Origin of the sequence: Marinactinospora thermotolerans DSM 45154 (assembly GCF_900167435.1) — a bacterium.
GTDB lineage: Bacteria > Actinomycetota > Actinomycetes > Streptosporangiales > Streptosporangiaceae > Marinactinospora > Marinactinospora thermotolerans.
Genome location: NZ_FUWS01000012.1, coordinates 73,501 through 86,778 on the forward strand (window position 1 = coordinate 73,501; position 13,278 = coordinate 86,778).

A 13,278-nucleotide genomic window follows, 5' to 3' on the forward strand; every position below is an offset into this window, starting at 1 on the left:
CGTTCTCCTCACTGATGCCTGTGCCGGCTCACCATCATGGCGGTCACGAGCCGAAGGAGTTCGAGGCACCCTGGATATCGCGCACGTACCAGTCGCCGTCCCTGACGACGGTCAGACGGTAGCTCTGGGAGAGGTCGGCCTCGCTCCCGGCCAGCCGCCACACGACGGTGGCCCGGACCTGGCGGACGTCCTCGCCTCCGGAACCGCCCGCGGGTACCACCACGTCGCGGAGTTGCGCGAAGGTCAGCGTGTCGGCGGGCAGAGGGGTGATCCGCGCCTCGGACTCGACATAGCGGGAGAGGTGTTCGGGGGTCTCTGCGTAGGCCTCGAAAAAGCCCTCGAGGATCGGTTCGAGCTCACCACGGGCCTGGGCGTCGGTCTCGCCCTCGGAGGTGGCGGGCAGCTCGGCCCGGCCCGGCGCCGCAAGCAGGGCGGGCTCGCCGGAGACGACGAGCTCGTCGCCGCCCGGGGCCGCGTAGACCGGGACGTCCAGGCTCATGGGGGTGTCGTTGACGTCGGCGCTGACCCGGACGACGGCGTTGTTCTCGTCCTGGACGTCGACGCCGAGGACTTCGATGTTCTCGCCGGTGAGGGCGGCGCCGTCGAGGGCGAGGGCGCTGGCCCGCCCCTCGGGCACGAACTCGGCGAGCGCCGCGGCGCGCTCCTGGGCCTGGTCGGGGTCGGCGTTGAGGTAGGCGTGGGAGAAGCGCAGGGCGAACGCCGCCGCCGCGGTCTCGGGGAAGTCGACGGTCTCGGTGGCCTCGGAGTCGCCGGCCGGGGCTTGGGCGATCCCCGATCGGAAGGGCATCCAGATTCCGTTGATCAGGACGACGAGGATGAAGGCCCACAGGAGGGCCCGGCCGACCCAGACCCACCAGCGTCCCCCCGCTCCCGCCCGGGGGCGACGGGGACGGCGGCCCTTGACCGGGGCGTCGTCCCAGGCGTCGGCCGGTGGCGCGGAGGAGACGCCCTCGTCCAGGGCACCGCCGCGCCTCGCGGTCGACTTGCGAGCCATCACGCCTCCATCCACCCCAGACGCGCCGTCGCCGGCGGCCGAGTTCGTCCGTCGCCTGCCTGTCCCATCCTCTATGGTGCGGCATGACCCGGGATCTCCATCGCCATTACGGGATGGTGTTTCTTCCCGGACTCCTGCTTCTTGCCCGCACCACATTCCAGCAAAGCCACATGACCGGGTATTTCATACCCAATCGGAGAAATTAGGTTGACCCGATGGCGCGTTGCTGGCTGTCCGGAAAGGAGAGAATCACCTTTCCGTTAGCCAAGTGTTACCTTGGAGGATCTTTTAGCGAAGAGGGCTCAACATTCCCGGTTATTCCAACTCAGGCAACCCCATCTTCCGAGGTCGGACCTGGGGATGTCGAGGACACGCACGCCCCTGTGGACAACCCCCCGCCCCCATCCGCCCGCCCCGGAGAGGGCGTCGGATACCGACGCGGGACGCCCACAGGTCCGGACCGGGAGCGGAGGTGATCTCGCTCTCCCCTCCGCCCTGCCCCGGAAGAACACAAATTCGGGGCAGGACGCCAGAAACGCCCCAGAGGGCCGGATCCTCCCCGTCACACGAGACCGCCGGGGCGGCCGCCCCGGCCTCCCCCATCGTCATGGCGGCGAGGCGCGGACCATCCGCCCGAAGACCGGTCCGGCCGGGCGGCGCGTGGCACACCTCTCCCCCTTCAGCTCCGCCGCAACGGCGTCAAAGGGCCAAGGATCCATGGCCGGCGCGGGAGGGCGGGAGCCCCGTCAGGCCGCCCGCCATTCGGGGGCGAGCACCGACCAGACCTCGATGTCCTGACGCTCCCCCCGATGCAGGTGGCTCTGGCGCAGCACGCCCTCCCGCGTCATCCCGAGCCGCCGGGCCACGGCGATGCTGGGCTCGTTCGCCGTGGAGACCAGCCACTCGACCCGGTGGAAGCCCCGTTCCCTGATGACCCAGTCGATGATCACGCGCGCGGCCCGGGTCACCAGTCCCCGGCCGACCGCCGCCGGCTCCAACCAGCAGCCGGCCTCGGCCGTGCCCTGCCCGGCGTCCATCACGCGGAAGAGGACCCCGCCGACGAGCCTGTCGTCGGCCCAGATGCCGTAGATCCGGCCGGTGTCGGCGGCGGCCCGGTCGGCGTACCTCTGGAGGAACGCGCGGCTGGACTCCAGGTCGGTGACGGCGTCGGCGAGGCCGACGTGCCTCCCGATGTGCTCGCGTCCGCGGTCCATGTGGGCCAGGAACTCCTCGGCCCGCCATGGTTCCAGCGGACGCAGTCGGGCACCGTCGTCTCCCAGGGACACCTCGTACATCTTCACCTTCCGCCACATCGAGCCCGCAACGCGAAGGATCTTCGCATAAGCGGCATCCCAACGCCTGGGATTTTCACCCGCGGCCCGCTCCGGGGAAGGCCGCCCGATCCGGAAGGACCGCACCTCCACCCGCCCGACCGGCGCAGAACCATAGGAGGGAAAGGGCCGAACCTGACGGTCCGGCCCCATTGGGCTCCCCTGTCCCGAGCGAAGGCCACCCGAGGAGTCACACGTTGAAGCGGAACTCCCGCCACAACGCCCCCACCTGCGGAAACGCACCCTTTCGAGGTCGTATCCAGCACAGATCCAGCACGGTAGCGGCCCACCCGGCACCCTGGAGCGCGACAATGAGCCGTTGTGTACACTTGCGACACTCGGTACTCTTGTGCGCATGACACAGCCGCTGCCCATAGAGTCCATCCGCGATGTCCGGGCACACCTAGCCGAGGTCGTGGAGCGGGCTGACCGCGACGACCTGCCCACGGTGATCACGCGCCGGGGCAAGCAGGTGGCTGCCGTGGTGTCCATCGAAGTGCTCCGGAAATACCAGGAGTGGGAAGAGCGCGAGATCAACCGGATCATCGACGAGCGCATGGCCAACCCGGCTCCCGGCGTCCCGATCGAGGACGTCATGAGGGAGACCCTGGCGCGCAGTGAGTGAGTACCGCACCGTCTTCCGACCCGAGGCTCAGGCCGAGCTCCGCAAGGTCCCGCGAGACATGGCCCTCCGCATTCTGGCCAAGCTGACCGAGCTGGAGAGCGACCCGCTGGGGTTCAACACCACGGCCCTCGTCTCCCAGCCCGACCGGCGCCGCCTACGGGTGGGCGACTACCGCGTGATCTACACGATCGACAACGGTGAGCTGGTGGTGTGGGTCGTCCATGTCGGGCATCGCTCCACCGTCTACGACACCTGAGCGCGCCTGACATCAGGTCGGAAATCCAGCACGGGATCCATGAAGGGGCCGTGCTCCCACGAGCCCGACCCCTTCTGACCTGTATGTTTGTCGCGTCAGCGACGTGGTGTTATTTCATCCGCTCACACATTGAACCGGAATTCCACGACGTCGCCGTCGTGCATCACGTAGTCCTTGCCCTCCATGCGGACCTTGCCCGCGGCCTTGGCCGCCTGCATGGAGCCGGCCGCGACCAGGTCGTCGTAGGAGACGGTCTCGGCCTTGATGAAGCCGCGCTGGAAGTCGGTGTGGATGACCCCGGCCGCCTCGGGCGCCGTGGCCCCCTTCTTGATGGTCCAGGCCCGCGCCTCCTTGGGACCGGCGGTCAGGTAGGTCTGAAGGCCGAGCGTGGCGAACCCGACGCGGGCGAGCTGGGCGAGGCCGGACTCCGTCTGGCCCATGGACTCCAGCAGCTCGGCCGCCTCGGCGTCGTCCAGCTCCACCAGCTCCGCCTCGATCTTGGCGTCGAGGAAGATCGCCTCGGCCGGCGCGACCAGGTCCGACAGCCGCTTGCGCAGTTCGGCGTCTGCGAGCTCGTCGGTGTCGAGGTTGAACACGTAGATGAACGGCTTGACCGTGAGCAGGTTGAGCTCACGCAGCAGGCTCAGGTCGATGCCGGCGGCCGGCCCCCCGGTGGAGAGGGTACGCCCCGAGTCGAGGACCTCGCGGGCGGCCTCCGCCGCGGCGAGGACCTGCTGCTTGTCCTTGTCCTTGGCGTTGGTCCGCAGCTCCTTGTGCAGCCGCGGCAGCGCCTTGTCCAGGGTCTGAAGGTCGGCGAGGATCAGCTCGGTGTTGATCGTCTCGATGTCGCGGGCGGCGTCGATGTCACCGTCGACGTGGGTCACATCGGGGTCGCGGAACTCGCGGATGACCTGGCAGATGGCGTCGGTCTCGCGGATGTTGGCGAGGAACTGGTTGCCCAGGCCCTCCCCCTCGGAGGCGCCGCGGACGATGCCGGCGATGTCGACGAACGTCACCGTCGCCGGGATGATCTTGGCCGAGCCGAAGATCTCGGCCAGCTTGTCGAGCCGGGCGTCGGGGACACCGACGACACCGACGTTGGGCTCGATGGTCGCGAAGGGGTAGTTCGCGGCCAGAGCGTCGTTCTTGGTCAGGGCGTTGAAGAGGGTGGACTTGCCGACGTTGGGCAGGCCGACGATCCCGATAGACAGACTCACGACTTCGAAGTCTAGGCGCTCGCGCGCCTCCCCTCTTCCCGCCCGTTTCCCCTCGTCCCGCGAGGTCGGCCACCCCCGGGAACGGCCCCGGGGGGACGTCCAAGGGGACACACGCCCACCCTGGAAATCCAATGACCTGCGCCTTCCCCCGACTTGGGAGTAGCGTCGGTGCCGGGGGCGTCCGGCACCGGCGTTCCCCGCCGTGACCGGCCCGGGCCGCAGTGGAGGGTTTCAGTGGTACCTGACCAGGTGCGCGCGTTCGTCCGGCGCCACCCGGCCATTCGGCACGCGACCCGGCGCATCCGGGTCCACCTGCCCGAACGTCTCGGTGGCCTGGATCCGGCCCGGGTGCCGCCCCGGGTGCGCGTGTTCGATCTGCGGCTGCCCCGCCGTCCGGGCGGCCCCGCCATCGGCCCCGACGTGCTGCGCGTGCGCGCGCCCGGCGACTACTGGGTGCCACGGCACCTGGAACGCACCGGCCTGGCCGGTTACGAGCCGGAGGCGCTGTCCTGTTTCCTCGCCACGCTGGACCACGCCCGTCCAGGGGCGGTGTTGGACGTCGGGGCCAACGTCGGTGTGTACTCGGTGCTGGCCGCCGCCCGCACCTACCGTCCGGTGCACGCGTTCGAGCCGACCCCCGAGATCGCCGTGACGGCGCGGGCGATCGCCGCGGACAACGATCTCGACCTGCGGGTCGAGGAGCTGGCGTTGAGCAACCACACCGGGAGCGCGTGGTTGCGGTTGTCGGCGACCACCGACGCGTCCAATTCGCTGGCGTCGGGCTACCGGCGCGAGCTGGGCCGGATCCAGGTGCCGTTGGACACGTTGGCGCACTGGCGGGAGCGCGCCTGCGTGGTGCCGGCCGTGGTCAAGATCGACACCGAGACCACCGAACCCGACGTCATCGCCGGAGGGCTGGAGGTGTTGCGCCGTTTCCGGCCGTGGGTGTTCTGCGACGTGCTGCCCGATCACAGCGTGCAGGAACGGTTGATGGCGCTGTTGGAGCCGCTGGGGTACGGCTGGTACCACCTGTGCGGCGATCCCCCCTACCCGGCTCGTGACAGCATCTCCGGGCACGGCCCCAAGGCGCGGGAGCGCATGTGGATGTTCGCCCCCGACTCCCCCGGGCCGCGGTTCTGGCGGACCGTCCTGGGCTGGCGGGAGGCCGTCGGCGCCTGCCTTCCCTGACCCCGCGTCCCTCCCCGCCGTCGGTCTGGCCGGGCGTGGCGCCGCGCCCGCGGGATGGCGCCCCTGAGAGCATGGGCCGCCATGGACGGGCTTTACGTGATCCTGGTGTTCTTGGCGGGTCTGGGCGTCGGCGCCGCGGTGGGGTGGGTTCTGGCGCGCGGCCGCGACGCCGAGGCGCGGGCCGAGGCGAGGGCGGCGCGGGAGCGGGCCGAGTATGTGGAGGAGCGGCTGGCCGAACGCTTCCGGGCGCTGTCAGCGCAGGCGCTCGACGCGACCAATGAGCGTTTCCTCCAGCTCGCCGAGGGCCGGTTGAGGGCGGAGAACCAGGCCGCCGGCCACGATCTGGAGCGGCGCCGCCAGGCGATCGAGCACCTGGTCGCCCCGCTGAAGGACACGCTCGCGCGGGTCGAGGCACAGCTCCGCGAGGTTGACGCCGGTCGTCGCGCCGCCCACGCCGAGCTGGCCAAGCAGGTGGAGATGGTGCGCGAGGGGTCGGAGCGGTTGCGGGACCAGACCGGGGCGCTCGTGACGGCGCTGCGCCGCCCCGAGGCGCGCGGCCGGTGGGGTGAAGTGCAGCTGCGCCGCGTCGCCGAGCTCGCGGGCATGGCCGAACACTGCGACTTCGAGGAGCAGCCGTCGACGGTGACCGACGACGGTCTCCAGCGTCCTGACATGGTGGTGCGGCTGGCCGGCGGCAAGAACATCGTCGTGGACTCCAAGGTCTCGCTCTCCGCCTATCTGGAGGCGGTGGAGAGTGACGACCCGAAGACACGATCCGCCCGGCTGGACGCGCACGCCCGGCAGGTGCGCGCGCACGTCGACCGGCTCGCCGCCAAGTCCTACTGGGCGGCCTTCTCCCCCGCCCCGGAGTTCGTGGTGCTGTTCATCCCGGGCGAGGCGTTCCTCGCCCCGGCGCTGGAGCGCGATCCGGGGCTGTTGGAGCACGCGATGGGGCGCCGGGTGCACATCGCGACGCCGACGACGCTGATCTCGCTGTTGCGCACCGCGCAGTACGCCTGGCAGCAGGAGGCGTTGAGCGAGAACGCCCGTGAGGTGTTCGAGCTGGGACGCCAGCTCCACGCGCGGCTGGGCACGTTGGGCGGGCACGTCGATGGGCTGGGTAAGGCGCTGTCGCGTGCCGTCGTGGCCTACAACCAGGCGGTGGGTTCGTTGGAGAGCCGGGTGCTGGTGACGGCCCGGCGGTTCGAACGTCTCGGGCTGGTCGAGGGCGGGCTGGAGGCGCCGGCGGGGGTGGAGGAGCAGGCGCGTCCTCTGGCCGCGCCCGAGTTGGCCGCGCTGGCCGGGGAGGGGCCGGATTCGGTCGGGGAGGAGAGTGGAGGGTCACTCCCGCGCGCGGGTTCCCCTGGGTACGGTGACGGGCAGGGAGCGGAATCGGCCGGGCCCACCCCGTCCGGCGACACGGCCGGTCGAAAAGATCACGATTTTTCACACGAGATGACACACTGAACACTGTGAGTTATACGAGGGAGCCCACGGCGATGCCCACGCGCAACGCGGAAGGATCCCGGCCGGCCCGCCCGGCCCGGGCACGGCGCGGTGGGCACCGCGCGGTGCCCGCCGCCGCTCCCCGCGGCCCCGTCCGGCTCACCGCGCGCGGCGCGCTCCTGGGAATCGTCTTCGTCGCCTTCGGGGCGGCGCTGCTCGACTCGGCCGTGGGGCTGCCCGTGGTCAACGGCGCGGGGTTCGTGGTGGCGGGCGCCAACGCGGCGCTGTTCGTCCGACGCGAGGACCTGTTGACCCTTTCGGTCAGCCCGCCGCTGGCCTATTTCGTGGGCGCGCTGGCCGCCGAGATCGTCCTATCCCTGGGCGGTTCGGGGTTCGCCCGTTCCGTGGCCATCGGGTTGGGCACCCGGCTGGCCGAGGCCGCGCCGTGGCTGTTCTGCGGCACGATTCTGGTCCTGGTACTGGCGTTGCTGCGGGGGATGGCGCAGAACGTGCGTGACCTCAGCGCGGAGCTGAACGGCCGGCGCCCACGCACGCACCGCGACACCTCGCACTGATCCGGTCCGGGACCGGCTCAGACCGGCGTGACCGGGAGGGAGCGGTGGCGCAGCGATCCCTCGGAGTCGCCGCGGCGGCTGGGGCGCAGCTCCTTGGGCAGCGCGAAGGTGAGTTTCTCGCGCTCGGTCTCGATCTCCTCAACGTCGCCGAACCCGCGCTCGGCGAGCCATTCGAGCACCTGCCGCACCAGGATCTCCGGCACCGAGGCGCCGCTGGTGACGCCGACGGTGGCGACCCCCTCCAGCCACTCGTCCTTGAGGAACGAGGCGTTGTCGACGAGGTAGGAGGCGTCGGCGCCGGCCTCAAGGGCGACCTCGACCAGCCGCACGGAGTTGGAGGAGTTGGCCGAGCCGACCACGACGACGAGTTCGCACTGCGGGGCGATCTCCTTGACCGCGGCCTGGCGGTTGGAGGTGGCGTAGCAGATGTCGTCGCTCGGCGGGTCGATGAGGTTGGGGAAACGCTTGCGCAGGGCGTCGACGGCGGCCTTGGTCTCGTCCACGGACAGGGTCGTCTGTGACAGCCAGGACACCTTGTCGGGGTCGCGCACGACGACCTTATCGACCTCGTCGGGGCCGTCCACGATCTGGATGTGCTCGGGCGCCTCGCCGCTGGTGCCCTCGACTTCCTCGTGGCCGGTGTGGCCGATCAGGATGATGTCGTGGTCCTCGGCCGCGAAGCGCTGGGCCTCCTTGTGAACCTTGGTGACCAAGGGGCAGGTGGCGTCGATCGTCTTGAGGCCGCGTTCGGCCGCCTCCCGGTGCACCGCCGGCGATACGCCGTGGGCCGAGAACACCACGGTGGCGCCTTCGGGCACCTCGTCGGTCTCCTCGACGAAGATGGCCCCGCGCTCCTCCAGCGTGCGCACGACGTGCGTGTTGTGCACGATCTGCTTGCGCACGTAGATCGGCGCCCCGTACTGCTCTAGGGCCTTCTCGACCGTGACGACGGCACGGTCGACCCCGGCGCAGTAACCACGGGGCTTGGCGAGCAGGACACGGCGGCGATTCGTCGCAGTCATGCCCCCATCCTAAGGGCCACGCAAGGGCCGGGGGCGCGGTGTGAACCAGCCTGTGAGCGGCTCCACCCCGGTCCGGCCGGACGGGAGGGCCGGATACGGGGTTCCGGGCCGCCCCGCCCCGCCGCGGAAGAGCGAATTCGCCGTCATTCGCCCCGCTGTGGACGCATTGTTCTGCCTTATTCTGGCTAGTCTGCGTAATACAAGAGCGTCGTGCCAGCGGCCCGCACGCCGGACGGCCCTCCTCCTCGACCACCTTCCGGGGAGGCACACACTCCGCATTCCCGGCCGCGAGTACCCAGGAGTCTCCGAGTCCATGTCGAAACCGTCGTTCGCCAGCAGATTCTCCGGAGCGGTCAAGCGCCTCTTCGGCAAATCCACCCGGCCCGTCGTATCCAGTAAGCCCGAAGACCTCAAGGCCGGCGACGCCGCCGTGCAGGACAGCTCCTCTGAGACCAACGAGGCGCTTCCCGCGGACACCTCCTCCTCCGTCGCCGAGGAGTTCACCACCGAGGCCGTCAACTCCAGCGAGTCCCCCGTGACCACCGGGTACGTGGGCTCCACGCCCACCCCGCTGTCGGACCGCGCCGAAGCGGAGAAGCCCTCCGCCGGGGAGGAGCCGTCGAGGGCGGACGCCTCCGCGAAGCCCCCCGCCGGTGACGCCGGCGACCGGGCGGAGGAACCCGCCGTCTCCGCGGCCGAGGACGCCCCGGCCGCCCAGGGGGACGCGGCGCGGCCCCGTGAGGACGAGAAGGACGAGAAGCCGGAGCCTCCCGGCGACGACCCGGCCGGCGGCCCGCGCCCCGGCCCGGGCGCGGCGCTGGTGACCGCTCCCGCCGACGAGCCGAGCGCCCCTGCCGCGCCGACCGCCGAGGGCCCTTCCGCCGCCGAGGGCGCGGCGATCGCCCGCGAGCTCGACGTCGCCGAGGCGCCCACCCAGGCGGCTGACGCGCGCCTGCTCGCCGAGATCCGCGCCGGTGGCCCCGAGCCGGCCGAGGAACTGCCCGTCCCCGGCTACGACGGGCTGACGCTGCCCTCGATCCGGGCGCGTCTGCGCCGCCTGACCATCGACGAGGTGCGCCGGCTCCGCGTCTACGAGAGCGCCAACGCCGCGCGGCCGGAGTTCCTGCGGATGTATGACAACCGCATCGCCAAGCTGGAGGCCGAGGCCACCGCCGAGTGATCCACGACGCGGTCCGTCCCCGCGTGGGACGCGCCCCCGCGCGTCCCACTCCTGTCCTCGTCCTCCTCTAGGCTCGACTGCCATGGGGATGGAGAGTTCGCCCGAATCACCGCAGCCGGTGCGCGTCGTCATGCAGGCCGTCGGCGGGTGGATCGGACGACTGGGCCGCATCTGGGTCGAGGGGCAGATCGCCGAGCTGAACCGCCGGGGTTCGACCGTGTTCGTGACGCTGCGCGATCCCGTTGCCAACGTCTCGGCCCGGGTGGTGTGTCAGGCGAGCGTCTTGGCCGCCGCGGCGCCCGAGCCGCAGGCCGGCGCGCGGGTGGTCGTCCACGCCCAACCCGATTTCTGGGTGGCGCGTGGCACGTTCTCGCTGCGCGCGCTGGAGATCCGGCATGTCGGGCTGGGCGAGCTGCTGGCCCGCCTGGACCAGTTGCGCAGAACGCTGGCCGCCGAGGGCCTGTTCTCCGACACCCGAAAGAAGCCGCTGCCTTTCCTGCCCACCGCGGTCGGCCTGGTCTGCGGCCGCGACTCCGCGGCCGAACGCGACGTCTTGGAGAACGGTCGGCGGCGTTGGCCCGCGGTCCGGTTCGAGGTGCGGCAGGTCGCGGTGCAGGGCGACCGCGCGGTCGGCGAGGTCATCGAGGCGGTGCGTGAGCTGGACTCGCGCCCCGACATCGACGTGATCATCGTCGCCCGCGGCGGCGGCTCGCTGGAGGATCTCCTGCCCTTCTCCGACGAGGCGCTGGTACGCACGGTCGCCTCGACGCGCACGCCCGTGGTCAGCGCCATCGGGCACGAGCAGGACAACCCGCTCCTGGACCTCGTGGCCGATCTGCGCGCCTCCACCCCCACCGACGCGGCCAAGAAGGTCGTGCCCGACGTCGGCGAGCAGCTCCAGCTCGTGGAACAGCTACGCGACCGGGCGCGGCGGGTCATCACCGGCGGCCTGGCCCGCGAGGAGGCGTGGCTGGCGGGCATGCGGTCGCGTCCGGTCCTCGCCAGTCCGCTGCGTGAGATCGACCGGTTGGCCGAACAGGTCCAGGGCCTGCGCGACCGGGCGCGACGGTCGGTCTCGACGGCGTTGGACCGGGCCGGCGACGACCTGGGGCACACCCGGGCGCGACTGTTGGCGCTGTCGCCGGCGACGACGCTGGCCCGCGGCTACGCGATCGTGCGACGCGCGGACGGTTCCGTCGTGCGCTCGGCGGAGCAGGTCGAACCGGGCGAGACGCTGCGGGTGCGCTTCGCCGAGGACGGCATCACCGTGACGGCCGGGGAGAAGACCGGCGACGAGGGGGACGAATGAGCACCGAGGAAACGGCCGAACCCGAGCTGAGCTACGAAGAGGCACGCGAGCAGCTCACCGAGGTGGTGCGCCGGCTGGAGTCGGGCGGGTTGACGCTGAAGGAGTCACTGGCGCTGTGGGAGCGCGGCGAACGTCTCGCCGTGACCTGCGAGGAGTGGTTGGAGGGGGCGCGGGCGAAGCTCGCCGCGGCCCTGGACGAGGGACCAGGTGATGGGGACGACGCCTCCGCCCCCTTCTGACCGCCGCCGGAAACGGTCCGATCCGTCCGGCGGAAGACGAGGAGGAGCCGCCGCCCTGGGGGCGGCGGCTCCCGGTTCCGGAGCGGGCTAACGCCCGGCGTCCGGATCCGCCAGGTGATCCATGATCGCGCCGGTGGCGGCTCCGGTGGGATCCTGGACGACCTGGCCCGCCTGGTCGACGTAACCGTCGACGACCTGTCCGGTCTCGGCGAGATGGCCCTGGACGGCCTCCTCGGCCGCGGCGGCCGGATCCTGGAACGTCTGGGCCGCCTCCGCGGCGTAGGACTCGGCGGCGGCCGCCTGGTCGGTGAACGTCTGCCCCAGGGCGTCGACCTGCCCCTCGGCCCCCGCCGCCCACTCCCCGGCCTGTCCGGCTGTCTCCTGGACGGTTCCGGCGGCCTCCTCGACCGTGCCGCCGACGAGCCCCTTGAACCAGTCGAAAATCTCGTTGAGCACCTGACATCAACTCCAAGCTGGGACGCCTCGTTCGCGTCCGGGTCGTGGAGGTCCAGGTGTACCCGCTGTTACCTTAACGTCGCGCTAAAGCGCGCCGAATCCGGCCCGTGACCTGGCCCACGTCCCTCGTGGAGGCTCACCGCTCCCCTTCGGAACGTTGCAGCGAACCCGCGAGGGTCTCCAGCTCGGCGTAGTCGGAGCTGCCGGCGACGACGATGGTCGCCCCGTCCTCCTCGCGCACCAGCGAACGCTCGCTCTCGTCCTCGTTGTAGTAGCGCTCCCAGGTCTGTCCTCCGACCTGGGACCGCCCGTCGGGCTCTCCGCCGAGGGTCTTCTCGGTGATGAACGTCTCGGCGGGGGCGTTGCTCATCGAGAACGCGGCGTGGCGGTCCTCGGGCGTGGCGAATCCCAGCGTCCAGGTCACCGGGCCGCCCTCCTCCTCGCCGGTCTCCAGGCGGGAGCTGGTCGGCACCCATCCCTCCGGCAGCCCTTCGGGGGCGTAGACGGGGTAGGGGGCCTCCTCGGAGAAGGACGCGAGGTCGATCCTGTAGTCGACGCTGGGGATGTGCTCCTTCTGGCGCCCGTTCACCACCAGCGCCATGGCCACCACCACGGCGACCACGATGCCGAGGGCCACCGCGTAGCCGCCGAATGTCGCGTTGGAACGGTCGTACTTGCTCATCTCGCGCGGCCCCCGGGATCTTCGCTGCTCTTGCTCACGATTGTCCAGCTTGCCGCAGGTCGCGCGGTCGTCAGGACCGGGGTGACTCCAAACGCGCGAGGATGGCGATGACGTCGTCGGCGAGCCGGCGCGCCTGGGCCAGATCCTCGCGCCGCACGACCTCGGTGACGGCGAGGAGCATCGCCCCGCTGACCACCATCAGCAGCGCCTCGTCGACGGGCTCGTCGGCCTTGCGGAACAGGGCGACGTTGCGGTCGGTCCACTCGGTCAGCCGGTCGCGCATCGTGGAGTCGAACCCGGGCGGGCTGTCCCCGCTGAAGAACAACCAGGCGGTCTCACGCTCCTCGATGCACCCCTCGAGGTAGGCGCGAGCGGCGGTGTTCATCAGCCGGGTGGGATCGGACTCACCCGCGGTGCGCGCCTCGGCGACCGCCTGGTGGGTGCGGTCCTGCTGGCGCTGCTGGAACTCCTCGTACAGGGCCTGGAACAGGTCGGCCTTGCCGGTGAAGTGGTGGTACAGGCTGCCCACGCTGGCCCCCGCCTGGGCGACGACCTCGCTGACCCCGGCCTTGGCGAAGCCGACGGTACGAAAGACCTTCGCCGCGGCGTCGAGCAGGGCGCTGCGCGTGGCCGCCCCTCGCACCGACGTCCGCACTGGTCTGTCCACCTTCTCCACCTTCCAACCCCATCATGCTCATAAGTGGGCGATCGGCCCGCCTGGGATGAGGTTACGCCAG

The 13,278-nt window shown here is 71.1% G+C and carries 15 protein-coding genes; 8 read left to right on the forward strand and 7 right to left on the reverse strand.

The annotated features are described in order from the left end of the window. Window positions 1–43 precede the first annotated feature (43 nt). Together B5D66_RS20230 and B5D66_RS20235 are read right to left on the reverse strand one after the other, a co-directional pair. A complete protein-coding gene (locus tag B5D66_RS20230) occupies window positions 44–1,015 on the reverse strand; it encodes a conjugal transfer protein (protein ID WP_078763375.1) in 972 nt (323 codons plus the stop codon). Between the two features lie 746 nt (window positions 1,016–1,761). Then, complete coding sequence (locus B5D66_RS20235) at window positions 1,762–2,310, reverse strand: GNAT family N-acetyltransferase (protein ID WP_078763376.1); 549 nt, start codon at window positions 2,308–2,310, stop codon at window positions 1,762–1,764. A 391-nt stretch (window positions 2,311–2,701) separates the two neighbouring features. On the opposite strand from B5D66_RS20235, the gene B5D66_RS20240 reads away from it, so the two are divergent. Further along, window positions 2,702–2,971, forward strand: a complete 270-nt coding sequence (locus B5D66_RS20240) for a type II toxin-antitoxin system Phd/YefM family antitoxin (protein WP_078763491.1) — start codon at window positions 2,702–2,704, stop codon at window positions 2,969–2,971. After that, the gene (locus B5D66_RS20245) at window positions 2,964–3,227 is read left to right on the forward strand and encodes a type II toxin-antitoxin system RelE family toxin (protein ID WP_032763468.1); all 264 of its coding nucleotides are present in this window, start codon (window positions 2,964–2,966) and stop codon (window positions 3,225–3,227) included. The genes B5D66_RS20240 and B5D66_RS20245 overlap by 8 nt, the downstream gene beginning before the upstream one ends. A 122-nt stretch (window positions 3,228–3,349) precedes the next feature. Here B5D66_RS20245 and ychF read toward each other — a convergent pair whose 3' ends face one another. Then, window positions 3,350–4,444: a redox-regulated ATPase YchF gene (gene ychF, locus B5D66_RS20250; RefSeq protein ID WP_078763377.1), complete on the reverse strand. Its 1,095-nt coding sequence runs from the start codon at window positions 4,442–4,444 to the stop codon at window positions 3,350–3,352. Window positions 4,445–4,678: 234 nt separating this feature from the next. On the opposite strand from ychF, the gene B5D66_RS20255 reads away from it, so the two are divergent. The 3 genes from B5D66_RS20255 to B5D66_RS20265 all read left to right on the forward strand — a co-directional run bounded on the left by B5D66_RS20255 (window position 4,679) and on the right by B5D66_RS20265 (window position 7,653). Continuing rightward, window positions 4,679–5,632 carry an FkbM family methyltransferase gene (locus B5D66_RS20255; protein WP_078763378.1) on the forward strand — a complete coding sequence of 318 codons (954 nt, stop codon included), beginning with the start codon at window positions 4,679–4,681 and terminating at the stop codon, window positions 5,630–5,632. Window positions 5,633–5,713: 81 nt separating this feature from the next. Beyond that, a complete protein-coding gene (locus B5D66_RS20260; RefSeq protein WP_144390227.1) occupies window positions 5,714–7,099 on the forward strand; it encodes a DNA recombination protein RmuC in 1,386 nt (461 codons plus the stop codon). Window positions 7,100–7,131: 32 nt separating this feature from the next. Further along, entirely contained in the window at window positions 7,132–7,653 is a 522-nt protein-coding gene (locus tag B5D66_RS20265; protein WP_235001122.1) for a DUF6542 domain-containing protein, read from the forward strand. 17 nt (window positions 7,654–7,670) lie between these two features. On the opposite strand, the gene B5D66_RS20270 is transcribed toward B5D66_RS20265, so the two are convergent. Then, complete coding sequence (locus B5D66_RS20270; protein WP_078763379.1) at window positions 7,671–8,675, reverse strand: 4-hydroxy-3-methylbut-2-enyl diphosphate reductase; 1,005 nt, start codon at window positions 8,673–8,675, stop codon at window positions 7,671–7,673. A 313-nt stretch (window positions 8,676–8,988) separates the two neighbouring features. Here B5D66_RS20270 and B5D66_RS26185 point away from each other — a divergent pair, with 313 nt between their 5' ends. The 3 genes from B5D66_RS26185 (at window position 8,989) to B5D66_RS20285 (ending at window position 11,403) form a co-directional block, all read left to right on the forward strand. Then, window positions 8,989–9,855: a hypothetical protein gene (locus B5D66_RS26185; RefSeq protein WP_078763380.1), complete on the forward strand. Its 867-nt coding sequence runs from the start codon at window positions 8,989–8,991 to the stop codon at window positions 9,853–9,855. An 82-nt stretch (window positions 9,856–9,937) separates the two neighbouring features. Next, a complete protein-coding gene (xseA, locus tag B5D66_RS20280; RefSeq protein WP_078763381.1) occupies window positions 9,938–11,164 on the forward strand; it encodes an exodeoxyribonuclease VII large subunit in 1,227 nt (408 codons plus the stop codon). Beyond that, window positions 11,161–11,403 carry an exodeoxyribonuclease VII small subunit gene (locus B5D66_RS20285; RefSeq protein WP_078763382.1) on the forward strand — a complete coding sequence of 81 codons (243 nt, stop codon included), beginning with the start codon at window positions 11,161–11,163 and terminating at the stop codon, window positions 11,401–11,403. The genes xseA and B5D66_RS20285 overlap by 4 nt, the downstream gene beginning before the upstream one ends. Before the next feature lie 87 nt (window positions 11,404–11,490). On the opposite strand, the gene B5D66_RS20290 is transcribed toward B5D66_RS20285, so the two are convergent. From B5D66_RS20290 to B5D66_RS20300, 3 genes are all read right to left on the reverse strand, one after another. Next, a complete protein-coding gene (locus B5D66_RS20290) occupies window positions 11,491–11,859 on the reverse strand; it encodes a hypothetical protein (RefSeq protein WP_078763383.1) in 369 nt (122 codons plus the stop codon). 136 nt (window positions 11,860–11,995) lie between these two features. Next, the gene (locus tag B5D66_RS20295; protein WP_078763384.1) at window positions 11,996–12,541 is read right to left on the reverse strand and encodes a DUF4245 domain-containing protein; all 546 of its coding nucleotides are present in this window, start codon (window positions 12,539–12,541) and stop codon (window positions 11,996–11,998) included. A 70-nt stretch (window positions 12,542–12,611) separates the two neighbouring features. Continuing rightward, window positions 12,612–13,217 carry a TetR/AcrR family transcriptional regulator gene (locus tag B5D66_RS20300; protein ID WP_078763385.1) on the reverse strand — a complete coding sequence of 202 codons (606 nt, stop codon included), beginning with the start codon at window positions 13,215–13,217 and terminating at the stop codon, window positions 12,612–12,614. Window positions 13,218–13,278: the final 61 nt, after the last annotated feature.